This is a genomic window from Novosphingobium resinovorum (assembly GCF_036352595.1).
Taxonomy (GTDB): Bacteria; Pseudomonadota; Alphaproteobacteria; order Sphingomonadales; family Sphingomonadaceae; genus Novosphingobium; species Novosphingobium resinovorum_B.
The window spans coordinates 86,419-107,981 of sequence record NZ_JAZFAX010000007.1; the positions used below are offsets into that span (position 1 = coordinate 86,419).

The following is a 21,563-nucleotide window of genomic DNA, read 5'->3' on the forward strand; positions in this document are numbered from 1 at the left end:
TGCGCGTGAAATCGACTACTCGGGTTGGCATGCTGTTCAAGCGCCAAGCCTTGCGGGTGCTGGCCGTCCTGGCCGCATCCACGCTCGTTTCCTGTAGCGGCTATGACAATTCGGCGCTGGGTGTCGCGGTGGTCGGGAAGCCGGGGGAGGTGTTCGCCGACGACGGCGTGCTGGTGCAGTCCTCCACGGCCGAGGGGCTCGTCGCCTTCGACGATGCCGGCCGGGTCATCCCGGCGCTGGCCGACCGTTGGATCGTCACCGATGACGGGCAGAGCTACATCTTCCGCCTGCGCGACGGCAACTGGGCCGACGGCTCGCCCATCACCGCCGATTCGGCCCGCCGTGCGCTCAATGCCGCGCTCAAGGGGCTTGCCGAGCGGCCGCTGGCGCTAGACCTCGCGGGGATCGACGAGATTCGCGCAATGACGGGGCGGGTCATCGAGGTTCGGCTGAACCGGCCGATGCCCTATCTCCTCCAGTTGCTCGCGCAGCCCGAACTGGGCCTCTATCGCAAGGGCAAGGGCACCGGCCCGATGGAGGCCACGCGCGCCGGAGATGTCCTGACGCTGGGCGCGATCGATCCGGCCCGGCTGGGCATGCCGCCGATCGAGAACTGGGCGGAGCGGACCCGGCAGATCCGGCTGCGCGCGCTGTCCGGCGCGGCGGCGGTGGGAGCGTTCAACGACGGCAGTGCCGACCTCGTGCTTGGCGGGCGCATCCAGGATTTCCTGCTGACCCGCTCGGTCGGCATCCTGCGCGGCACTATCCAGCTCGATCCGGTGGTCGGGCTGTTCGGGCTGCAGGTGATGAACGACCGGGGCTTCCTCGCCGAGCCGGGCAACCGCGAGGCGCTGGCGCTGGCGATCGATCGCGAGGGGCTGATGGCGCCGTTCGGTGTCGGCGGCTGGGTGCCGACGACGCGCATCGTCACCCCCAGTCTCGATGGTGATCTCGGCGTCGTCGGTGAGCGCTGGGTCGAGCAGACGCTGGACGAGCGGCGGGCTATCGCCGCTGCCCGCGTACGGGCCTGGCATGGCGCGCCGGTAGCGGGCGGGGGGCAGCCGCCCGGGACATTGCGTGTCAGTCTGCGCCTGTGGCTGCCCGAGGGCGGCGGCTCTACCGTGCTGTTCAACCGGCTGAGTGCCGATCTGGGCGCCATCGGCATCGGGCTGGAGCGGGCGAAGGAGGCGAAGGAGGCCGATCTCGCGCTGGTCGACGAGGTCGCCCGCTATCCGCGCGGTGCCTGGTATCTCAACCGCCTGTCGTGCCATGCGGGCACCGGGCTGTGCTCGCAGGAAGCGGACGAGCGCGTCGCCGAGGCCGCTACCGCCGCCACCCCGGCCGAGCGCGCCGCCTTGCTGGTCGAGGCGGAGCGGGTCATGACCGGGGCCAACGTGTTCATCCCGTTCGGCACGCCGATCCGATGGTCGCTGGTACGCGGCAGCGTGGATGGCTTCGCGGCGAACCCCTGGGGCTGGCATCCCTTGATGCCGCTGGCCTGGCTTCCCAAATGAGGTTGCGTGGCGCCTGACGCCGCGGTTCGAATTGAGGCAGGTACTGGTGGTCACCCAATCGGCACGGCGCATCGACTACGATCTTCCGCTCGGCAACGATCCCGCTTCGGTGCGCCGGCGCGTCGAGGCGCTGGAGAGGGTGCTGGAACGCGCTTTCACAGTGCCGGGCCTGCGCCGCGAAGTCGGCCTCGATGCCGTCGTCGGCCTGATCCCGGTCGCCGGTGACGTGGTCGCGGCGGCCATGGGCCTCTACCTGGTGTGGGAGGCGCGCAATCTTGGCATGTCGAAGTGGCAGCTGGCGCGCATGACCGCCAATGTCGCCTTCGATACCGCCGTCGGCGCGATCCCGGTGGCGGGCGACCTGTTCGACTTCCTGTTCCGTTCGAACAGTCGCAACCTCAAGATCATCCGCAAGCATCTCGACCGCAAGTATCCGCATACACGGGTGATCGACGCGTGACGATGCCGCGGCTATGAGCGGGGCATGAGACCCGTCGTCCTGCTGATCCCCGCCGTGCTGTCGCTCGCCGCCTGTTCCAAGCCGGATACCGCGGCGGGGCCCGGCGGCGTGACCATGGGTGAGGCCCGCGCGCTCGACGAGGCGGCGGCCATGCTCGACGAGCGGCGCCCCGGTCCCGAAGTGCTGGGCCCCGAAGTCGTGGGTGCCGCGCCAAGCGGGGCCACCGAAGCGGCGCGATAGTTCAGTCGAAGCTGACTTTGCCGCGCCCAGCCTTGACCGAGCCGCGCAGCTTCTTGCCTTTCAGGCGCTGTTCCTTGCCGACGCGGTTGAGGCGGCTCTTGGCGCGCTTTTCCGGCAGCTTGTGGGCCTCGGTGATAAGGTCGGCGAGGCGTTCGCGGGCATCGGCGCGGTTCGCTTCCTGCGTGCGGAAGCGGCGCGCGGTCAGCACCAGTTCGCCGCGCGCTGTCATGCGGCTGCCGGCGAGTTCCTTGAAGCGGGCGAAGACCGGCGGGGTGAGACGCAGGGCGTAGACGTCGAGGCGCAGTTGCACCGCCGTCGCCACCTTGTTGACGTTCTGCCCGCCCGGGCCGGTCGAGGCGATGAAGCTCTCGGTCGCGAGAGCCCAGGCGCGCTCGACGACCTCGTCGCTCATTCGGGGGCTGCTTCCGGGGTCACGTCCTCGAAACCGAGGGCGGCGAAGTCGGCAGGCAGGGGCGCGACCGCTACGATCGGCGCCTTGTCACCGCGCGGGACGGTCAGGCCGGCCGCGTGAAGCATGGTGCGCGGGGCGCCGCCCTTGGTGCCGTAGACCGGATCGCCCAGCAGCGGGAAGCCGAGGCCCGAGGCGGCATGGACGCGAATCTGGTGGGTGCGGCCAGTCTCGGGGCGGAATTCCACGAGGGTCAGGCCGTCCCGTACATCCAGCTTGCGCCAGTGCGTGACGGCGGGCTTGCCCTTGCGCGCCGGGATCATGCGCCAGCCATCCTTCGCGGTGCTGACCTTGGAGAGGTTCAGCGCGATCGTACCTTCGTCCTCGCTGACCTCGCCAGCAACTACGCCGAGATAGCGCTTTTCGACCGTGCGCTCCTCGAAGGCGGCGGAGAAGCGCTTGAGCGCCTTGGGGTTGCGTGCCAGCAGCAGGCAGCCCGATGTGTCGCGGTCGAGGCGGTGGACCGGCGCGGGTTCGCGGTGAAAGCCGAGCTTGAGTTCGTCGAGCCGGTCTTCCAGGCACTGGCCGCCCGCGCGGGGACGGTCGAGCGGAAGGCCCGCAGGCTTGTCGATGACGAGCGCTTCGCCGTCTTCGAAGAGGATTTCGAGTTGCATGGTGCTTTCTTTCATCGTCCCGTAATCTGCAGGACCATTCGCTTGATGCGTCTTTAGCCTAAATGTTCGTCATTGCGAGCGCAGCGAAGCAAGCCAGGGCGGTTTGCTCGACTCTGGCTTGCTTCGCTGCGCTCGCAATGACGAAGGAAAGGATTATCCCACCGCCTCGGCAATCCGCCTGCATGCCTCGACCAACTGGGCCTCATCGGCCGCGAAGCTGATGCGGAAGCCGTCCTTCCCGCCGAAGGCCGAGGCCGGGACGATCGCCACGCCGTGGTCCAGCAGGTGCAGCGCGAGCTTCGCGTCGTCGCCGAAGCGCTCCATCAGCGGGCCGGCATCGACCATGCAGTAGAACGCGCCGTCGGGCACCGGCGTCGACAGGCCGGGGATCGCATTGATCGCCGAAACCACCAGGTCGCGCCGGGCGCGGAAGCGTTCGCACCATTCGGCGAGAAATTCCTGCGGCCCCTCGAACGCGGCCACGGCGGCAGCCTGACTGATCGAGCAGGGGTTGCCCGAGGAGTGCGACTGCAGCCGCTCCATCGCCTTGATCAGCCATTCCGGCCCGGCGGCGACACCGATGCGGAAACCCGTCATCGCGTGGCTCTTGGAGACGCCCGAGACGGTCAGGATGCGGTCGGCAAGGTCCGGGCACAGGTTCGCCAGCGTGGCATGCGGGCCGCCCGTATAGTTGATCGGCGCGTAGATATCGTCCGACATCACCAGCACGCGCGGATGATGGCGCAGCACCTCGCCGATGCCGAGCAGCGTTTCCGCGGGCAGGCAGGCGCCGGTCGGGTTGCCGGGGCTGTTGAGCAGCACCCACAAGGTGTTCGGCCCGATCTGCGCTTCGAGGTCGGCGGGCGTGAAGCGGAAGTTGTCCTTGGCGTGGGTGTGCAGGGGCACGACCTTGCCACCGGCGAAACGCACGATTTCCGGATAGCTGACCCACCATGGAGCGGGGACGATCACCTCATCGCCCTCGCTGATCGTGGCGAGCATGGCGTGGAAGATCGCCTGCTTGCCGCCCGCGCTGACAGTCACTTGCGACGTCGGAACCTCGATCCCCAGGTCGCGTGCGAAGTGCAGCGCGGCGGCCTGCTTGAGCCGCGAGGTGCCGCCCACGGGGGTGTACTTGGTCTGCCCGCCGTCGAGCGCGGCCTTGGCGGCTTCCAGCACATGCGGCGGGGTGGCAAAGTCGGGCTCGCCGACCGAGAGCGAGATGATGTCGCGCCCGGCTTCGCGAAGCTGGGTGGCGCGGTCGGTCATCGCCGTGGTCTGCGACGGGGCGATGCGGGAAAGGGCGGTGGACAAGTGCATTGTGGGGCGTCTCTTAGAACAGGAGCCGAGGATCGCAAAGCATCGTCCGGCGGGGGCTTCGACAAGCTCAGCCTGAGCGGAATTTAAAGACCTGCTCTCAAAACCGCTCAGGCTGAGCTTGTCGAAGCCCCCTCAGGCCACTTACAGCAGCCGCGCCGGGATCAGCCCACGCAGGGCATTGCCGATGAAGAACCCGCCGGCCAGATCGTCCAGCGTCAGTTCGGATTCCACCGCGCGGCCCGCGTCCAGCAGCGAGCGGCGCAGCACGCCCGGTAGCAGGCCCAGCGTCGCGGGCGGGGTCAGCAGCGTGCCGCCGCGCTCGACGAACAGGTTGGTGAAGCAGCCCTCGGTCACCAGGCCATCGTCGCGTAGCAGGATCGCCTCGTCAGCACCGTTCGCGCGCGCCACTTCGAGACCCTTGTCGTAGAAGCCGCGATCGGTGGTCTTGTGGGCGAGGCGCCAGTCGCCGCTGTCCACCGGCAGGCGCAGCACCGCGACGGTCGCGGGCTCGGCGAGAGTGTCGGGCAGATCGGTCAGTTCCAGCGAGAACGCCCCGGTGCGGCCGACGACGAGGCGCAGCTTCGACGGAGCTTCGGCTTCGAAACACAGCGCCTGGATGGCGTTGCGCACCGCATGCCGGTCGAACCCGAAGCCCAGCGCGGCGGCGCTCGCGGCAATGCGTTCGAGGTGCAGTTCGAGCAGCGCGATGCCCGCCTCGGGCGTGAAACGCATCGTCTCGATCAGATCGAAGCTTGCAGGCGACACCACTTCTCCGGCAACCTGCACTTGCGACTCTCGCACGAAACCCCCTTTGACCAGGCATTCCCGCCATTCGGGAAGCGCTTGCGAATCCGCGACCACGGCGGACCCGACCCCTAGGACAGCGCGACCGTCACGGTCGAGACGCAGAGTGCGGATTGCCACATTGAAAGCCGCATCGCCAGAGGGTTCGATATAGCCGATGGAGCCGCAGTAGACCCCGCGCGGTGTCCGCTCGACCTCGGCGATCAGTTCCATCGCGCGGATCTTCGGCGCGCCGGTGATCGAGCCGCACGGAAACAGCGCGCGCAAGAGGTCGAGCGCGCCGCGCCCCTCGGGCAGGGTGGCGCGCACCGTCGAGACCATCTGGTGGACGGTTGGATAACTTTCTATGGTGAAAGGATTTTCCACCCTTACACTGCCCGCCCCGGCCACGCGCGACAGGTCGTTGCGCATGAGGTCGAGGATCATCAGGTTCTCGGCGCGGTCCTTGGCGCTGGCGGCGAGATCGACGGCGAATGCGGCGTCCTCGGCGGCGCCGCGGCCGCGCGGGCGAGTGCCTTTCATCGGCCGCACTTCGACCTCGCGGCCCGAAAGGGTGAAGAACAGTTCCGGCGAAAAGCTGAGATGCCAGCGCGCGCCGTCGTGGATCACCGCGCCGTATCCGGCCGCCGCGCGCGGGCGCAGCGCGGCGTAGAGCGCTAGCGGATCACCGCTCCATGGCCCGGCCAGGGGCAGGGTGAGGTTGGCCTGGTAGATGTCGCCTGCCTCGATCGCGCCGTGAATGGCGGCAAAGGCCTGTTCGTAGCCGCCGAGATCGACTTGCGGTTCGAGCGGGCCGATTGCCGGCCGCTCCGACCCGGCGCGCGCGGCCAGCCAGAGCGGCACCTGGGCGGGTGCCAGCGCCTCGTAGCCTTCGAAGGCGCCGAACCACAGCAGCGGCCCTTCAGCGGCGCGCAGGCGTCCGGCGAGGCGCGGCTCCAGCGCCAGTCCGGCTTCGTACGTCATGTAGCCCGCAATGTGCAGGCCCTGCCGCGACAGCGCCTGAAGCCGTTCCAGCGCGGGCAGGACGTCCTCGCCGCGCATCGCCACGACGGTTTCGCGGCGCGCGCGGTAGAGCCGGGCATCGGCGGCGCCTTCCTTGCGGGCGTCATCGAGGAGGACGAAAGGTTCGGTCATGGGATTGCGCGGGCCTTTAGCGGGAGTTTGCCGCTCTGCCCACCCCGCGCACGAGCGAGGGATGGCACTTCCGCAGCGCCCCCGGCCACGCTACACCGATGCCGCGACAGGGCTTGGAGACGACGGGATGAGCGAGATTTTCCTCGGACTAGGCGGCGGCAGTGGAGAGGGCGGCGAGCGGCAAGTGCTGCGGCTCGACCGCGCCAACCGGCACGGCCTGATCGCGGGCGCTACCGGCACCGGCAAGACGGTGACTCTACAGACCATTGCCGAGCAGTTCTCCGCCGCCGGGGTGCCGGTGTTCATGGCCGACGTGAAGGGCGACCTTTCGGGCGTGTGCATGGCCGGGAGCCCGCAGTTCAAGAACGCCGCCATCCTCGAATCGCGGGCCAGGGAGATCGGCATCACCGACTATGCCTATGCCGACAACCCCGCGGTTTTCTGGGACATTTACGGCGAGCAGGGCCATCCGGTGCGCACTACCATCTCCGAGATGGGGCCACTGCTGCTGGCCCGGCTGATGGACCTCAACGAGACGCAGGAGGGCGTGCTCAACATCGTCTTCCGGCTGGCCGACGACGAGGGACTGCTGCTGCTGGACCTCGAAGACCTGCAGGCGATGCTCGCTTACGTGGCACTCAACGGCACTCAACTGGCACTCAAGTACGGCAATGTGTCGAAAGCGAGCGTCGGAACCATCCAGCGCCAGCTCCTCGCGCTGGAAAGCCAGGGCGCGGCGCAGTTCTTCGGTGAGCCCGCGCTGGAGATCGCCGATTTCATCAAATGCGACGATCAGGGACGCGGCTATATCAACGTGCTCGCTGCCGACAAGCTGATGCGCAGCCCGAAGCTCTACGCCACGTTCCTGCTCTGGCTGCTGTCCGAACTGTTCGAGGTGCTGCCCGAGGTCGGCGATCCCGAGAAGCCCAAGCTGGTGTTCTTCTTCGACGAGGCGCACCTGCTGTTCGACGATGCGCCCAAGGCGCTGCAGGACAAGGTCGAGCAGGTCGTCCGCCTCGTCCGCTCCAAGGGCGTGGGCGTCTACTTCGTGACGCAGAACCCGATCGACATTCCCGAGGAGATCGCCGGGCAGCTGGGCAACCGCATCCAGCATGCGCTGCGCGCCTTCACCCCGCGTGACAAGCGCGCGATCAAGGCGGCGGCCGAGACCTTCCGCATCAACCCCAAGCTCGACGTCGAGGCGGCGATCACCGAGCTGAAGGTGGGCGAGGCGCTGGTCTCCACGCTGGGCGACGACGGCGCGCCTTCGGTGGTGCAGCGCACGCTGGTGGCGCCGCCGCGCTCGCGGCTGGGGCCGATCACCGACAAGGAGCGCGCGATCGTCCAGTCGATCAGCCCGTTCGAGGGCAAGTACGACACCCGCGTCGACCGCGAGAGCGCGGAGGAAGTGCTCGCCGCCAAGGCCGCCGACGCCGCCGCCACTGCGCAGGAGGTGGAGGAGAAAGGCCGCGACGAGGTCGCCAAGCAGGAGCGCAGGAGCCCCGGCTTGTGGGACGGCATCGGCGGCAAGGTCGCCAAGGCTGCCGCCGGAGCCGCCGCCGCCAGCGCCGGGTCGATCCTGGCGCAGACGATGCAGGGCAAGAAGAGCCGCGCCAGCCCCAAGGCCTCGGCCGCCAGCGCCGCTGCCGGGACGGTGGGCGACGCGCTGGGCAAGGCGATCGGCTTTCCCGGACTTGGCAGGTTCGCGCGCAACCTCATCGGAGGGTTGATGCGCTAGAGTGGGATGAGGTCACGTAGAGCCCCTCTCGTCCTGCTGCTGGCGCTGCTGCTGGCCACCTTCGCCGGCATTGCCCATGCCCAGCCGGTCCTGCCGGGGCGGCTGGGAGACGCGGCCCGGCCGCTGGCCTACCGGCTGGACCTGACCGTCGATCCGGCGCGCCCGCGCTTCTCCGGGCATGTCGAGATCGACGTGGTGCTCGCCGCCGAGGCGTCCTCCATCGTGCTGCACGGGCGCGGCCTTGCCGTGTCGCGCGTCGCGGCGAGCGGCGGGGGCCGGTCCATCACCGGGCGCTGGCACCAGCTCGATCCCGTCGGCGCGGCGCGGGTGGACTTCGCCCAGGCCCTGCCGGCCGGACCGGTGACGCTGGCGTTCGATTACGACGCGGCTTTCGCCGATGGACCGGCGGGACTGTTCCGCCTGCAGGTCGATGGCGCCTGGCATGTCTGGTCGCATTTCGAGGCCATCGATGCGCGCGCGGCCTTCCCCGGTTTCGACGAGCCCGGCTTCAAGACCCCCTTCGCGCTGACCTTGCGCACCCCGCCCGGCCTCACCGCGATCGGCAATGCCCCGGAAGCGGGCGCGCCGGCGATCGAGGACGGGCTTGCCGTCCATCGTTTCACGCCCACCGCGCCGCTGCCCACTTACCTCGTCGCGGTGATGGTCGGGCCGTTCGCGGCGCTGGCGGGGGAAGCGCCGCCGCGCGGGGACCGCGTGGGCCCGCTGCCGCTGCGCATCGTCTCGACGCGGCAGAACGCCGGGCGGCTGGCCTTCGCGCTGGAGGGCACGCAGCGGATCACCGGGATGCTGGAGGATTATTTCGGCGCGCCCTTTCCCTTTCCCAAGCTGGACCAGGTGACCACCCCGATCCTGCCCGGCGCGATGGAGAATGCGGGCGCGGCGCTTTACCGCGACGACCTGCTGGTGATGGACGGCGCGGCGCCGGTAAGCCGGCAGCGGGCCTTCGGCGCGATCGTCGCGCATGAACTGGGGCACCAGTGGTTCGGCAACCTCGTCACCCCGGCCTGGTGGGACGACCTGTGGCTGAACGAAAGCTTCGCCAACTGGATCGGCTATCGCATCGGCGACGCCTGGCGGCCGGACCTCGGCATCGCCGGCGGCGCCCTGGTCGCGGGGTTCGAGGCGATGGAGACCGATGCGCTGCTCGCCGGGCGGCCGGTGCGCCAGCCGATCACGGACAGCCGCCGGATCGACACCGCCTTCGATGCGATCACTTATGGCAAGGGTGGCCACGTCGTCGGCATGGTGGCGGCCTGGCTGGGCGAGGACGTGTTCCGCCGGGGCGTGCGCCGCTACATCGCCGCCCATGCCGGAGGCAGCGCCGGCAGCGAGGACTTCTTCGCCGCGCTCGCCGAAGTGGCGGACAATCCGAAGCTGGTCCCGGCGATGCGCAGCTTCGTCGAGCAGCAGGGGGTGCCGCTGCTCGCCATGCGGCGGGAGGGGGACCGGGTGACGGTGACGCAGCTGCGCTACACCACCGCCGGGGTGGCGCCGCCCGGCACCCGCTGGACCATTCCGCTGTGCCTGCGCCGGGGCACGCAGCGCACTTGCGTCATCATGGACCAGCGCACGCAGGCCTTCACGGTCCCCGGCGAAGGGCCGGTGTTCCCCAATGCGGGCGGCACCGGGTACTACCGGTTCGAACTGGGGGCTCACCACTGGCAGGAACTGATCGCCGGGGCCGGCACCTTGCCTGCCGGCGAGGCGCTGGCGCTGGTCGATTCGCTCTGGGCCTCGATCCGCGCGGGGCGCGGCACGATCGGCGAGATGGCGCGGCTGGAGCGGGCGCTGATCCATCATCCCGATCCGCAGGCCGCCGACGCCCCCGACCGGGCGCTGTCGCGGCTGGTGCGCGAGAACATCGTCGGCGCCAGCGGGCGGCGCGGCTACCGCCTGCTGCGCGAGAAGCTCTACGCGCCGCTGCTGCGCGCATACGGGTTCGATCCCGCCGCCGGGGCCTATGCGCAAGAGGCAGCGGCGCGGGCGCAGCGGCGGGTGCAGGTGGTCAACGCGATGGTCGGCGTCACCGGCGGCCGCCGGCTGCGCCAGCAACTCGACCAGGCGGCGACGGCCTATCTCGCCGGGGACCGGTCGGCGCTCGATCCGGTGTGGTTCGACCATGCCTTCGACATCTACCTGTTCACGCGCGATGCGGCGGCGGCACGGGCACTGCTGGAGAAGGGGCTGGCCTCCGAAGACCCGGTGTTCCGTCCTGCCGCGCTGGCGGCGGCGGCGCGCACCGGATCGGCGGGCATGGCGGCCTGGTTGCTCGCCCTCGACGACCCGCGCCTGCGCGAGACCGAGCGGCGCGATCTGCTGGATGGCATCATGGCGCGCAGCACCAGTCGCGAAGCCGGCTACGCCTGGGCCCTGGCGCATATAGCCGCGCTGCTCGGCGGGGCGGACGGGGCGGCGTTCTCGACGCGGCTGCCGCAGATGCTGGGGCGGTTCTGCTCGGTCGCCCGGGCGGATCGCATCGGCCGGGACTTCACGGCGGCCTTCGCCGATACCCCCGGCGCGCTCGAACTCGCCCGCGCGGTCGAGCGGGTGCGCGACTGCGGCTTGCTGGACGACATGATGGGGGCGCAGATCGACGCCGAATTCGCGGCGCTGCGCTGACGTTCCTCTCCGGGCCTGCTCGCGGTGGGCTTCAGGCCAGCGGCAGTTCCAGTCTCACCGTCAGCCCTTCGACCGCACCGGCGGGCGTGAGGCGGTTCGTCAGCACCAGCGCGCCGCCGTGCTGGTCGGCGATCGCCCGGGCGAGCGCGAGGCCGAGCCCGGCGCCGCCGGTCGCCTTGTTGCGCGAAGGGTCGCCGCGGGTGAAGGGGTCCATCATCGCCTCGATCTCGCCGTCCGGGATGCCGGGGCCGTCATCCTCGATGCGGATCACCGCGCGGCCGTCCTCGCGGTGCAGCGTCACCCGGGCGACCTGGCCGTAGCGCAGCGCGTTGTCGACGAGGTTGCGCAGCGCGCGGCGCAGCCAGGTCGGGCGCAGTTCCAGGGCGATGCGCTCGGTATCGCCCAGTTCCACCGGCTCGCCCATGTCCTCGTACTCCTCGATCACCGAGGCGACGAGGGCGGAGAGTTCGGTGCGCTCGCGCGGGTCGCTCGGGCGGCCGACGCGGGCGAGCGAGAGGATGTCGTCGAGGGTGTGGACGATGTCCTCGATCGTCGCCGCCATGCGGCCGCGCTCGGTATCGTCCTCGACCGATTCGATGCGCACGCGCAGCGCCGCCAGCGGTGTCTTGAGGTCGTGGCCGATGGCGCCCAGCATCACGTCCTTCTCGTCCAGCATGGCGACGATGCGCGCCTCCATCGCATTATGGGCGACGATCAGGCGCTGCATGTCCTCGGGGCCGCTGGGCTGCAACTGCCCCGCCGAGCCGGGGATGAAGGCGAACTGCTCGACCCGCCGGGTCAGCGCCGCCAGCGGCTGGGTGATGCGCCGCAGGATCAGCGCTACGGCGCCGACCAGCACGAGGTAGATGATGACCGTCTGCACCATCAGCGGCCGGATCATGGCGTTGAAGGCGCGCGGGCTGCGGACGCGGGCGATCATCCAGTCGGCCTTGCCCGGCTGCTTGATCCCGGCGACGAGCAGGTGATCGTCCATCATCTGGTCCATTTCCGGACCGTCGAGCCTGCCCTGGCGGGCACGCCGCTGCGTGTGGGCGTTCGAGAAGGAATCCCGCCCCACGGTGCGGTGGACGACGACGATCTCGGAAGCGGGAAAGCCCTGGTCGGCCAGGGTCTGCGTCAGTCGCTGCTCGGCATCGTGGTCGCGGGTCTCGCCGGGGTGGAGCGGCGAGGCGTTGCTGAATTCCAGCGGGAAGCCGCGCACCGGCGGGCCGCCGAAGGGCGCGCGGTCGCGGTCGTGATCGTTGCCCCGCATCATCCGCCCCAGCGCCCCGCGCCCCCGCGTCTCGCCGATGAGCTTGAAGGCGACGGCATTGGTCATGCCCGCCTCGTAGCCTTCGCGCTGGGCGCGGTAGACCAGGATCGCGCCCAGCCCCTGCACCAGCAGCAGCGCCGCCGCGACGGCGAGCAGCATCTGGCCCATCAGGTTGCGGGGACGGGGTATGTGCAGTTGAGGCATCAGTCCTCGATGGTGATGCGGCGGACGTCGGCGGCGAGCATGTAGCCGCCGCCCCAGACCGTCTGGATGAGTTGGGCGTTGCGGCTGTCGTGCTCGATCTTGCGGCGCAGGCGGCTGACCTGGTTGTCCACCGCGCGGTCGAACAGGTGCGCCTCGCGGCCCTGCACCATGTCGAGCAGCCGGTCGCGGTTGAGCACCTGGCGCGGATGTTCGAGGAAGGCGGTGAGCAGGCGGAACTCCACCGAGGAGATCGCCACCACCGCGCCGTCCGGATCGATCAGCCGGCGCTTGAGCGGATCGAGGCGCCAGCCCTCGAACTCGAAGGCCTCGTTCTCGACCGCGGTGGGCGCGACGCGCGAGGCGCGGCGCAGGACGCTGCGGATGCGGGCGACCAGTTCGCGCGGTTCGAAGGGTTTGACCACATAGTCGTCGGCGCCGATCTCCAGCCCGACGATGCGGTCGGTCGCCTCGCCGCGCGCGGTGAGGAAGATCACCGGCACGTCCTGCGCCTCGACCAGGTGGCGGCACAGCGACAGGCCGTCCTCGCCGGGCATCATGATGTCCAGCAGGACGAGGTCGAACTTCTGGTCGCGCAGGCGCGAGCGGGCCTCGGCGGCGCTCGCCGCCTGGATGGTGGCGAACCCCTGCCGCGACAGGTAGTCGCTCAGGGGTTCGCGAAGGGATGCCTCGTCGTCGACGATCAGCAGGGTGGGAGGCGTGATCTGGGAAAGCGCGGTGTCGTTCATCGGATAATCCATGGCGTCGCCGCGCCTTCCTGTCAGTTCGCGGGCTTCTTGTCAGCCCTCTTGGCCTGCCATTCGGCCTTGCGGGCCTCATGGGCGGCCTTGCGTTCCTCGGGCGTCACCTTGCCGTCGTGGTTGGTGTCCTGGGCGTCGAAGCGCTTGAGCGCGGCGGCGACGAATTCGGCCTGGGTGACCGAGCCGTCCCGGTCGCCATCGAACCTGCCCCCGAACTTGCCGGGCCCGCGGCCCATCATGCCGTGACCGCGCGGACCGCCGTGGCCGCGATCCATGCCGTCGCCGGGAGGCGGCGGGGCTCCGTCCGGACCGGCATCGCCGGGGGGCGGGGGCGGCGGACCGTCCATTCCGTCAGGGCCGGGACCGCGACCGTCAGGACCGCGACCACGGCCGTCAGGGCCGCGTCCTTCCGGTCCCTTGTCGGCCATGAACTCGGCCTTGGAGATCGCGCCGTCGCCATTGGTGTCGAGCTTCGCGAAGATCTTCTCGCGCATTTGCTGGCGGGCCAGTTCGCGATCCGCCTTGTCGAGCTTGCCGTCCTTGTTGACGTCGAGCCTGGCGAACATCTCGGTCGCGCGGGCCTGCGCCTCGGCGCGGGTCTCGACGTGCGTGCGTTCGGCCTTCGAGGCGGCGTCCTTCTTCGGAGCGGCGGGCGCCTGGGCGCAGGCGACGCCGCCGATCGTGAGCGCCGTGGCCGACAGGCCCAGCAGCAGGGTCTTGATAGTGGTCATCCGTCGTGTCCCGTCGTGAATTGGATGAGAACCGCAGGACATAGGGAAGGGAGGGGGAAGACTGTCCTGCGGCTCTCTGTGATCCGTTCTAGGGGCACCTTGTCGCGCAGTTATGCCGGGAGGGGCGTTTATTGTCGTCAATTGTCACAAGCGGCGCCGGCCGTTCATCGGGCCGAAAACCGGCGGTCAGCGCGGGCGGGCCTCGGTGCCCAGCCCGGCGGTGACGAACAGCATGCTCGCCGCCTGCGCGACGTCGGCGGTGTGCCAGACGCCGGCCGGGTTCACGATGTACTGCCCCGCGCGCAGCGTCTCGGAATGGAGGCGGCCATCGGGGTATTCCTGGATCAGCGTCACTTCGCCGGACAGGCAGACGACCAGTTCGTCGCCCTGCGGGTGCATTTCCCACATGTCCCAGCCGGAGGTGAAGTCGTACAGGCTGACGAGCCGCCCCTCGCCTCCGTCCGCCACGGTGCGCTGCGCATAGGCCGCGTACCAGTCCATGCCGGTGAACGCGGGCTGGGCCTCGACGCGCGCGCCGAGGCCCAGGTGGACCGGGAAAGTCCGCAGGTCGCGGGCCTGCGTGGTCATGTCAGAGCGGCGCGCACTGCGCTTCGAGCCAGGCCAGCGCGGCAGCCGAACCGGGCCCCGAAAGCTGCGGGCCGACGATCTCCAGCACCCGCGCGTGATAGGCGTTCCACCAGGCGATCTCACCCTCGCTCAGCAGCGCGACATCGACCAGGCGGCGCTCGATCGGGACGTGGGTGAGCGTCTCGAAGCCGTAGAATTCGCCTTCCGCGCCCGCGATCGCGCGCGGCTCGACGAGGATTAGGTTCTCGATGCGGATGCCGTATTCGCCGGTCTTGTAGTAGCCCGGCTCGTTCGAGAGGAACATGCCCGGCAGCAGCGCCTGCTCGGTGCCGGCCTGCCCGCCGCCCGACTTGGCGATGCGCTGCGGGCCTTCATGCACCGACAGGAAGCTGCCGACGCCGTGGCCGGTGCCGTGGGCATAGTCGAGCCCCGCCTGCCACAGCGCATGGCGCGCCAGCACGTCGAGCTGGCTGCCCGCCGTGCCCCTGGGAAACACCGCGAGGGCGAGCGCGATGTGGCCCTTGAGGACGCGGGTGAAGCGGTCCTTCACTTCGGCGAAGGGGGCATCAGGCCCGACCCAGACGGTGCGGGTGATGTCGGTGGTGCCGTCCGGATACTGGCCGCCCGAGTCCACCAGATAGACCGAGTTCGGCTCCAGCGTGCGGTTGGTCTCGTCCGAGACGCGGTAATGCACCACCGCCCCGTTCGGCCCCGCGCCGGAGATCGTGTCGAACGACAGGTCGCGCAGGTCGCCGGCCTCCTGGCGGCAGAGCTGCAGCTTGTCGGCCGCGGACATCTCGGTGACCTCGCCCTTCGGCGCCTCGACCGAAAGCCAGTGCAGGAAGCGGGTGACGGCAGCGCCGTCGCGCGCCTGCGCGGCGCGGTGGCCGGCCTGCTCGACCGGGTTCTTGACCGCCTTGGGCAGCACGGTGGGATCGCGCTCCTCGACCAGCGTGGCGCCGGCCTTGCGCAGTTCCTCGAAGATGGCGCTGACGGCGCGCTCGGGATCGACGGCGACGCGCTTGCCCGCCAGTTCGCGCAGGCCCGCGACGAAGGCGGCGCGATCGCGGATGGTCACCGCGTTGCCGAGGTGGCGCTTCAGTTCATCGGTCACCTTCTCGGGTGCGATGAACACGTCGGCGGTGCCGTCCGCGCGGGCGATCACGTAGGACAGCGCGACGGGCGTGCGCTCGACGTCGGTGCCGCGGATGTTGAGCAGCCAGGCGATCGAATCGAGCGCCGTGACGACGGTGGCGTCGAGCCCCTTGGCGCCCAGCCATTCGGAGACGGCGGCGCGCTTGGCCTCGCTGGCCTCGCCGGTGAACCGGTCGGGGTGGACGAGGGCGGGGGCGTCCGACGGGGCGGGGCGATCCTGCCACACGGTGTCCACCGGATTGCCCTCGACCGCGACGAGGGCGCCGCCCCTGGCCGCCAGCGCCTGCTCGACGCCCTGCGCCCACTTCGAGCCGTGGAGCCAGGCGTCGTAGCCGATCCTCGCCCCTGCGGGGGCATGCGCGCCGAGCCATGCGGCGACGCTGGTGGCGGGCACGTTCTCGTAGGCGTAGAGGCGGCCGTCGACCTGGTCGCGCACCTGCAGGGTGTAGCGCCCGTCGACCAGCATCGCGGCGGCGGGGCTGAGCGCGGCGTCGGTCAGCACGATCGCGGTGCCGGCCGAGCCGCCGAACCCGGTCAGCCAGGCAAGGCGCTGGGCATAGCCGCCGACGTATTCGCTCATGTGCTCGTCGGAGATGGGGATCACGAAACCGTCGAGCCCGCGCGCCTTGAGTTCCTTGCGCAGGGCATCGAGGCGGGCTTCGTGGGTGTTCATCAGCATGTCATGGCCTTCGGTATCTCGGGGGTATTGCACGGAACATAGGACGGGCGGGGCGCAAGGGGAAGCGGGGCGCGTGAAGGTGAGGGCGGATGGCCGGCGCGATGGGTCTGCCGCCGCAGGCTCCGGGGCGGCCGAGGGATGGACCCTGAGCCGGAGGCCAGCGCAGCTAAACGAGTTCAGGGTGACGGGCTGGGCGAGGGATAGGGGGTGAGGGGTTAACCTTTGGCAATCCCGTCATGCTGAACTTGTTTCAGCATCCATCGCGCCGCACACCCGCAGCCATGCGGCAGGAACGCCAGCCTTGCGTCTACATCCTTGCCAGCGGCCACTACGGCACGTTGTACATCGGCGTCACGTCGAACCTGATCGGCCGATTGTGGCAGCATCGCAACGATGTCCTGCCCGGGTTCACGTCCCGTTACGAGGTTCACCGGCTGGTTCATTTCGAGATGTTCGGGGACATGCTGCGGGCCATCGCCCGGGAAAAGCAGCTGAAACGCTGGCATCGGCAGTGGAAGATCAACCTCGTCAACGCGGCGAACCCTGAGTGGCGGGATCTGGCGGTGGGGCTGGGCTTGCCCTCGCTGGCGCAGGGCAAACCGACGAATGGACCCTGAAACAAGTTCAGGGTGACGGGGTGTGTGGATCAAGCGGTCCCGCCCGCCCCTTCTTCGTCACCCTGAACTCGTTTCAGGGTCCATCGCGCCGCACACCCGGGGCCATGCGGCAGGAACGCCAGCCTAGCGTCTACAGTTTTTCGTCAAGGCGCTTCAACTCGGCCTGCACAAACTCTAGATGGGTGCCCATGGCAGAAACCACCCAGACCCTCGGTCCTCCGCAGGCGGCGAAGAAGCCGCATTCCTTCACGCATCACGGCACCACCGTCAGCGACGACTACGCCTGGCTGCGCGATCCCGGCTATCCCGAGGTGAAGGACAAGGAGGTTCTCGCCCATCTGGAGGCGGAGAACCGCTGGTTCGAATCGAAGATGGACCAGCACAAGGGCCGCATCGACGATCTGTTCAAGGAAATGCGCGGCCGCATCAAGGAAGCCGACTCGTCGGTCCCGCAGAAGGACGGCGACTGGCTCTACTGGATCGAGTTCGAGGAAGGCGCGGAATACAAGAAGTGGTGGCGCAGGCCCGTCGCGGGCGGCGAACCCGAACTCATGCTGGATGAGGTCGCGCTGGCCGAGGGCAAGGACTACTTCCGCCTCGGCGCGATCTCGACCACCACCGATGGCCGCCTGCTCGCCTATGCCTATGACGACAACGGCTCGGAGCGCTTCACCGCGCGGATCAAGGATCTGACCACCGGGCAGCTGCTGCCCGACGAGATCCCCGGCACGCTCTCCTCGCTGGTCTGGGTGGCCAAGGACAAGGGCCTCGTCTACTCGCTGGCCAACGAGCAGTGGCGCACCGACAATGCCCGCCTGCACTGGCTGGGCCAGCCGGTGGAGAGCGATGTCGAACTCTTCCACGAGGACGACGAGGGCTTCCGCGTCGGCTCCTCGCTCTCCTCGAACGAGAAGTGGCTGCTGATCGGCACCAGCGATCACGAGACCAGCGAGTGCCGCATGGTCCTCGCCGACGATCCGCTGGGGCCGCAGATCCTCGTGAAGGCCCGCGCCAAGGGGGTGGAATACGACGTCGATGAGCGCGACGACGTGCTCTACATCCACGCCAACGACACCCATGAGAACTTCCGCCTCGCCACCGCGCCGCTGGCGAACCCCGGCGAGTGGACGACGCTGATCGAGGGCACCGACGAATTCTACCTCACCGGTTTCGACCTGTTCCGCGATTTCTACGTGATCGAAGGGCGCCGTGCCGGTCTGGATCAGATCGAGCTGCGCTATTACGACGATACCGCGCGGATCGAGCCGATCGCCTTTCCGGAGGCGAGCTATTCGGCGGGGCTGTCCAACAATCCCGAATGGCACATGGAGAAGCTGCGGCTGACTTACGAGTCGATGGTCGCACCGTCCTCGGTGATGGACTACGACGTCGCCGGCCGCACGCTGGAGACGCTCAAGGTCCAGGAAATCCCCTCGGGCTACGACGCCTCGCTCTACGCCACCGAGCGGCTGGAGATACCGGCGCGTGACGGCACGGCGATCCCGGTCTCGATCGTCTATCGCAAGGACCGGACGGGAGCCGGGCCGCTGCACCTCTATGGCTACGGCGCTTACGGAATCGCCATCGATCCCGGCTTCTCGACCTCGCGCCTCAGCCTGGTCGATCGCGGGTTCGCCTATGCCATCGCGCATATCCGCGGCGGCGACGACCTCGGCCGCGCGTGGTACAAGGCGGGCAAGCTGGAGCGGCGCGAGAATACCTTCAACGACTTCGTCGATGTCGCGAAGGGCCTGATCGAGCGCGGTTTCACCGAGGCGGGCAGGATCAGCATCTCCGGCGGCTCGGCCGGCGGCGAACTGATGGGCGCGGTCATCAACTCCGACCCCGAACTGTTCGGCGCGGTGGTGGCGCACGTGCCCTTCGTGGACGTGCTGAGCACCATGCTCGACGACACCCTGCCGCTGACGCCCGGCGAGTGGCCCGAATGGGGCAATCCGATCGAGGACAAGGCCGCCTTCGACCTGATCCTGAGCTACAGCCCCTACGACCAGGTCAGGGCGCAGGATTACCCGCCGCTGATGGTGACGGCGGGCCTCAACGACCCGCGCGTGACTTATTGGGAGCCCGCCAAGTGGGTCGCGAAGCTGCGCGAGCTGAAGACCGACGGCAACGAGCTGATCCTCAAGACCAACATGGGCGCGGGCCACGGCGGCAAGTCCGGCCGCTTCGAGAGCCTGAAGGAAACGGCGGAGGAGTTCGCCTTCATCCTGTGGCAACTGGGGCTCTGATCCTTCGACAGGCTCAGGATGAGCGGGCGTGGTGTAGTATTCCCCAAACCCGCTCAGGCTGAGTGCTGAGCTTGTCGAAGCATCGAAGCCCCACGCCGATCCAGCGAGTTCATCCGTCATGACCTTCACCCTCACCTTCACCGCGCTGCCGGAGCACATCGACGTGATGGGCCACGTCAACAACGCGGTGTGGGTGCAGTGGATGGAGGCGATGGCGGGCGCGCACTGGGCGGCGCTCGCCCCGGCGGAGCATCAGGCGAAATATGCCTGGCTCGTCACCCGGCACGAGATCGACTATCGCGGCAACATCCGCGAGGGCGAGAGCGTGACGGGAGAGACCTTCATTCCCGAAGGCCCCAGCGGCGCCCGCTTCGACCGGCGGGTGGATTTCCGCAACGCCGCCGGCAAGGTGATCGTCTCGGCCCGCACGACCTGGGCGATGATCGACATCGCCTCCGGCCGGCTGATGCGCGTGCCGCCGGACGTGGCGGCGCCGTTCGTCGGGGCCTGAGACCCCGGCCACCGACCAATGTATGGTTGGCCCCCGGCCCCCTCGCGTCTAAGAGGGGCCGGCTCTCCCCGAATGCGATCCCCTGAAAGGCCCCGATGGAAGAACATGCCCAGGCATTCCTGCTGCGCGACGGATTTTTCCTGCTGGGGACCGCGCTCGGCTTCGTGCTGCTGTTCCGGCGGCTGGGGATCGGTGCGACGCTGGGCTTCCTGACGACGGGGGCGGTGCTCGGCCCTTACGTCCTGAACCTCGTCGGCGATCCCGAAAGCAAGATGGGGATCGCCGAGCTGGGCATCACCCTGCTGCTGTTCATCGTCGGCCTCGAACTGGCGCCCGCGCGCTTGTGGAAGATGCGGCACGAGATCTTCGGGCTGGGCCTGCTGCAGGTGGTGCTGTGCGGGTTGGCGGTGACCGGGGTGATCTATGCCTTCACCGGCTTCAGCCTGGAGGCGTCGCTGGCGCTGGGGCTGCCGTTGGGCCTGTCATCGACCGCGCAGGTGCTGCCGATGCTGCAGAGCGCGGGGCGCCTGCACACGCCCTTCGGCGAGCGTTCGTTCGCGGTCCTGCTGTTCCAGGATCTGTCGATCATCCCGCTCATCACCATCATCGCGGCGATGAACCGCAACCCGGCGCTGCCTCCCGGGCCGCCGGGATGGGTGCTGGGGCTGGAGACGATCGCCGCCATCGTCGGCCTGATCCTGGCGGGCCGCTTCGCGATCCGGCCGTTGTTCCGCCTGATCGGCAACCTCGGCGAGCGCGAGATGTTCGTCTTCGCCGCGCTGTTCACGGTCATGGCCTCGGGCGCGCTGATGCAGGTGCTGGGGCTCTCCACCGCGCTGGGCGCCTTCATCGCCGGCGTCATGCTGGCCGATTCGCCCTACCGCCACGAACTCGAGGCCGACGTCGAGCCGTTCCGCGCGATCCTGCTGGGGCTGTTCTTCATGTCGGTGGGCATGCTGCTGGACCTCTCCGCCATCGCCGAGCGGCCGCTGTTCGTGATCGCCATGGCGCTTGCGCTGATCGCGGTGAAGGGCGGGATCATCTTCCTGCTCGGCCTCGCCTTCCGCATGGAGTGGCGCAGCGCGCTGGCGCTCGGCCTGCTGCTGAGCCAGGGCGGCGAGTTCGCCTTCGTGCTGTTCGCGCAGGCCAGCAACGCGATGCTGGTGGGGCCGGAGGCGACCAGCCTGTTCAGCGCCATCGTCACCCTTTCGATGGTGACCACCCCGTTCCTGATGATGGCGACGCGCGGCATCCGCGAGCGGCCCGAGGGCAAGAAGGAAGTGCGCGAAGGGCCGCACGAGGACGGCGCCAACGCCATCGTCGTGGGCTATGGCCGCTTCGGGCAGACGGTGGCGCAGATCCTCATCGCCGCCGACATTCCGGTGACCCTGATCGACACCGACATCGAGATGATCGACATCGCCAAGGGCTTCGGCGCGCAAGTCTGGTTCGGCGACGGCACCCGCATCGACCTGCTCCGCCAGGCCGGCGCGGCGGAGGCCGAACTCATCGTCTTCTGCATCGACGGCGACCAGCTAACCGATGGCTTCCTGCAGGCGGTGCACCAGGCGTTCCCCGATGCGCAGATCCATGCCCGCGTGTTCGACCGCCGCGCACTGCTGCGCCTGCAGGATTCGCCGGTGACCTCAATGGCGCGCGAGGTGATGGAATCGGCGGTGGTGCTGGCCCGCAAGGCGCTCAAGGGGCTGGACGTGGCGCTGTCCGACATCGACCGCGCCGAGCAGGCCTATCGCAAGAGCGACAAGGAGCGCCTGACGCTGCAGTACGAAAGCGGCGACTTGCGTGCCGCGCGCGAGCACATCATCACCCAGGCCCCGCGCGACCGGCGCTGACCCGGTCCGCCC

Annotated in this window: 18 protein-coding genes; 9 read left to right on the top strand and 9 right to left on the bottom strand. The window is 69.3% G+C overall.

Features of this window, described 5'->3' with window-relative positions:
* Positions 1–5: 5 nt before the first annotated feature.
* The 3 genes from V2S85_RS09025 to V2S85_RS09035 are packed head-to-tail and all read left to right on the top strand — an operon-like array spanning position 6 to position 2,214.
* Positions 6–1,514, top strand: a complete 1,509-nt coding sequence (locus tag V2S85_RS09025; RefSeq protein WP_330702531.1) for an ABC transporter substrate-binding protein — start codon at positions 6–8, stop codon at positions 1,512–1,514.
* 46 nt (positions 1,515–1,560) lie between these two features.
* Positions 1,561–1,974 carry a DUF4112 domain-containing protein gene (locus V2S85_RS09030; RefSeq protein ID WP_330702532.1) on the top strand — a complete coding sequence of 138 codons (414 nt, stop codon included), beginning with the start codon at positions 1,561–1,563 and terminating at the stop codon, positions 1,972–1,974.
* A gap of 24 nt (positions 1,975–1,998) precedes the next feature.
* Positions 1,999–2,214, top strand: a complete 216-nt coding sequence (locus V2S85_RS09035; RefSeq protein ID WP_330702533.1) for a hypothetical protein — start codon at positions 1,999–2,001, stop codon at positions 2,212–2,214.
* 1 nt (position 2,215) lies between these two features.
* Here V2S85_RS09035 and arfB read toward each other — a convergent pair whose 3' ends face one another.
* The 4 genes from arfB to pabB form a co-directional block, all read right to left on the bottom strand.
* Positions 2,216–2,626 carry an alternative ribosome rescue aminoacyl-tRNA hydrolase ArfB gene (gene arfB / locus V2S85_RS09040; RefSeq protein ID WP_271180826.1) on the bottom strand — a complete coding sequence of 137 codons (411 nt, stop codon included), beginning with the start codon at positions 2,624–2,626 and terminating at the stop codon, positions 2,216–2,218.
* A complete protein-coding gene (locus V2S85_RS09045; protein WP_330702534.1) occupies positions 2,623–3,297 on the bottom strand; it encodes an RNA pseudouridine synthase in 675 nt (224 codons plus the stop codon). Before V2S85_RS09045 ends, arfB begins: the two co-directional genes overlap by 4 nt.
* Before the next feature lie 153 nt (positions 3,298–3,450).
* Positions 3,451–4,617, bottom strand: coding sequence for a pyridoxal phosphate-dependent aminotransferase (locus tag V2S85_RS09050; RefSeq protein WP_330702535.1), 1,167 nt, complete (start codon positions 4,615–4,617; stop codon positions 3,451–3,453).
* Positions 4,618–4,758: 141 nt separating this feature from the next.
* Positions 4,759–6,555 carry an aminodeoxychorismate synthase component I gene (gene pabB / locus V2S85_RS09055; protein ID WP_330702536.1) on the bottom strand — a complete coding sequence of 599 codons (1,797 nt, stop codon included), beginning with the start codon at positions 6,553–6,555 and terminating at the stop codon, positions 4,759–4,761.
* A gap of 127 nt (positions 6,556–6,682) precedes the next feature.
* On the opposite strand from pabB, the gene V2S85_RS09060 reads away from it, so the two are divergent.
* Both V2S85_RS09060 and V2S85_RS09065 read left to right on the top strand, forming a co-directional pair.
* Positions 6,683–8,293: a helicase HerA-like domain-containing protein gene (locus tag V2S85_RS09060; RefSeq protein ID WP_330702537.1), complete on the top strand. Its 1,611-nt coding sequence runs from the start codon at positions 6,683–6,685 to the stop codon at positions 8,291–8,293.
* A gap of 6 nt (positions 8,294–8,299) precedes the next feature.
* Positions 8,300–10,933 carry a M1 family metallopeptidase gene (locus tag V2S85_RS09065; protein ID WP_330702538.1) on the top strand — a complete coding sequence of 878 codons (2,634 nt, stop codon included), beginning with the start codon at positions 8,300–8,302 and terminating at the stop codon, positions 10,931–10,933.
* Positions 10,934–10,964: 31 nt separating this feature from the next.
* Here the strand turns inward: V2S85_RS09065 and V2S85_RS09070 are convergent, their stop codons facing one another.
* The 5 genes from V2S85_RS09070 to V2S85_RS09090 form a co-directional block, all read right to left on the bottom strand.
* The gene (locus V2S85_RS09070; protein ID WP_330702539.1) at positions 10,965–12,410 is read right to left on the bottom strand and encodes a sensor histidine kinase; all 1,446 of its coding nucleotides are present in this window, start codon (positions 12,408–12,410) and stop codon (positions 10,965–10,967) included.
* On the bottom strand, positions 12,410–13,156 hold the full coding sequence (locus V2S85_RS09075; protein WP_330702642.1) for a response regulator: 747 nt from the start codon (positions 13,154–13,156) through the stop codon (positions 12,410–12,412). Before V2S85_RS09075 ends, V2S85_RS09070 begins: the two co-directional genes overlap by 1 nt.
* Positions 13,157–13,188: 32 nt before the next feature.
* Positions 13,189–13,899, bottom strand: coding sequence for an EF-hand domain-containing protein (locus V2S85_RS09080; protein WP_330702540.1), 711 nt, complete (start codon positions 13,897–13,899; stop codon positions 13,189–13,191).
* Between the two features lie 186 nt (positions 13,900–14,085).
* Entirely contained in the window at positions 14,086–14,487 is a 402-nt protein-coding gene (locus V2S85_RS09085) for a cupin domain-containing protein (protein WP_330702541.1), read from the bottom strand.
* Between the two features lies 1 nt (position 14,488).
* Positions 14,489–16,315 (bottom strand): aminopeptidase P family protein, encoded by a 1,827-nt coding sequence (locus V2S85_RS09090; protein WP_330702542.1) that lies wholly within the window; start codon positions 16,313–16,315, stop codon positions 14,489–14,491.
* Between the two features lie 287 nt (positions 16,316–16,602).
* Here V2S85_RS09090 and V2S85_RS09095 point away from each other — a divergent pair, with 287 nt between their 5' ends.
* From V2S85_RS09095 to V2S85_RS09110, 4 genes are all read left to right on the top strand, one after another.
* Positions 16,603–16,938 carry a GIY-YIG nuclease family protein gene (locus V2S85_RS09095; RefSeq protein ID WP_330702543.1) on the top strand — a complete coding sequence of 112 codons (336 nt, stop codon included), beginning with the start codon at positions 16,603–16,605 and terminating at the stop codon, positions 16,936–16,938.
* Between the two features lie 188 nt (positions 16,939–17,126).
* A complete protein-coding gene (locus V2S85_RS09100; RefSeq protein ID WP_330702544.1) occupies positions 17,127–19,187 on the top strand; it encodes a S9 family peptidase in 2,061 nt (686 codons plus the stop codon).
* 118 nt (positions 19,188–19,305) lie between these two features.
* Positions 19,306–19,698, top strand: coding sequence for an acyl-CoA thioesterase (locus tag V2S85_RS09105; protein ID WP_330702545.1), 393 nt, complete (start codon positions 19,306–19,308; stop codon positions 19,696–19,698).
* A 95-nt stretch (positions 19,699–19,793) separates the two neighbouring features.
* Positions 19,794–21,551 carry a cation:proton antiporter gene (locus tag V2S85_RS09110; RefSeq protein WP_330702546.1) on the top strand — a complete coding sequence of 586 codons (1,758 nt, stop codon included), beginning with the start codon at positions 19,794–19,796 and terminating at the stop codon, positions 21,549–21,551.
* Positions 21,552–21,563: the final 12 nt, after the last annotated feature.

What these genes read in the sequence shown, in the direction of transcription:
- V2S85_RS09050 (WP_330702535.1), bottom strand. Translation starts at nt 4,617, where the DNA reads ATGCACTTGTCCACCGCCCTTTCCCGCATCGCCCCGTCGCAGACCACG.
- V2S85_RS09095 (WP_330702543.1), top strand. Translation starts at nt 16,603, where the DNA reads ATGCGGCAGGAACGCCAGCCTTGCGTCTACATCCTTGCCAGCGGCCAC.
- V2S85_RS09045 (WP_330702534.1), bottom strand. Translation starts at nt 3,297, where the DNA reads ATGCAACTCGAAATCCTCTTCGAAGACGGCGAAGCGCTCGTCATCGAC.
- V2S85_RS09100 (WP_330702544.1), top strand. Translation starts at nt 17,127, where the DNA reads ATGGCAGAAACCACCCAGACCCTCGGTCCTCCGCAGGCGGCGAAGAAG.
- V2S85_RS09065 (WP_330702538.1), top strand. Translation starts at nt 8,300, where the DNA reads ATGAGGTCACGTAGAGCCCCTCTCGTCCTGCTGCTGGCGCTGCTGCTG.
- V2S85_RS09105 (WP_330702545.1), top strand. Translation starts at nt 19,306, where the DNA reads ATGACCTTCACCCTCACCTTCACCGCGCTGCCGGAGCACATCGACGTG.
- V2S85_RS09075 (WP_330702642.1), bottom strand. Translation starts at nt 13,156, where the DNA reads ATGAACGACACCGCGCTTTCCCAGATCACGCCTCCCACCCTGCTGATC.
- V2S85_RS09090 (WP_330702542.1), bottom strand. Translation starts at nt 16,315, where the DNA reads ATGAACACCCACGAAGCCCGCCTCGATGCCCTGCGCAAGGAACTCAAG.
- arfB (WP_271180826.1), bottom strand. Translation starts at nt 2,626, where the DNA reads ATGAGCGACGAGGTCGTCGAGCGCGCCTGGGCTCTCGCGACCGAGAGC.
- pabB (WP_330702536.1), bottom strand. Translation starts at nt 6,555, where the DNA reads ATGACCGAACCTTTCGTCCTCCTCGATGACGCCCGCAAGGAAGGCGCC.
- V2S85_RS09110 (WP_330702546.1), top strand. Translation starts at nt 19,794, where the DNA reads ATGGAAGAACATGCCCAGGCATTCCTGCTGCGCGACGGATTTTTCCTG.
- V2S85_RS09070 (WP_330702539.1), bottom strand. Translation starts at nt 12,410, where the DNA reads ATGCCTCAACTGCACATACCCCGTCCCCGCAACCTGATGGGCCAGATG.
- V2S85_RS09085 (WP_330702541.1), bottom strand. Translation starts at nt 14,487, where the DNA reads ATGACCACGCAGGCCCGCGACCTGCGGACTTTCCCGGTCCACCTGGGC.
- V2S85_RS09035 (WP_330702533.1), top strand. Translation starts at nt 1,999, where the DNA reads ATGAGACCCGTCGTCCTGCTGATCCCCGCCGTGCTGTCGCTCGCCGCC.
- V2S85_RS09060 (WP_330702537.1), top strand. Translation starts at nt 6,683, where the DNA reads ATGAGCGAGATTTTCCTCGGACTAGGCGGCGGCAGTGGAGAGGGCGGC.
- V2S85_RS09080 (WP_330702540.1), bottom strand. Translation starts at nt 13,899, where the DNA reads ATGACCACTATCAAGACCCTGCTGCTGGGCCTGTCGGCCACGGCGCTC.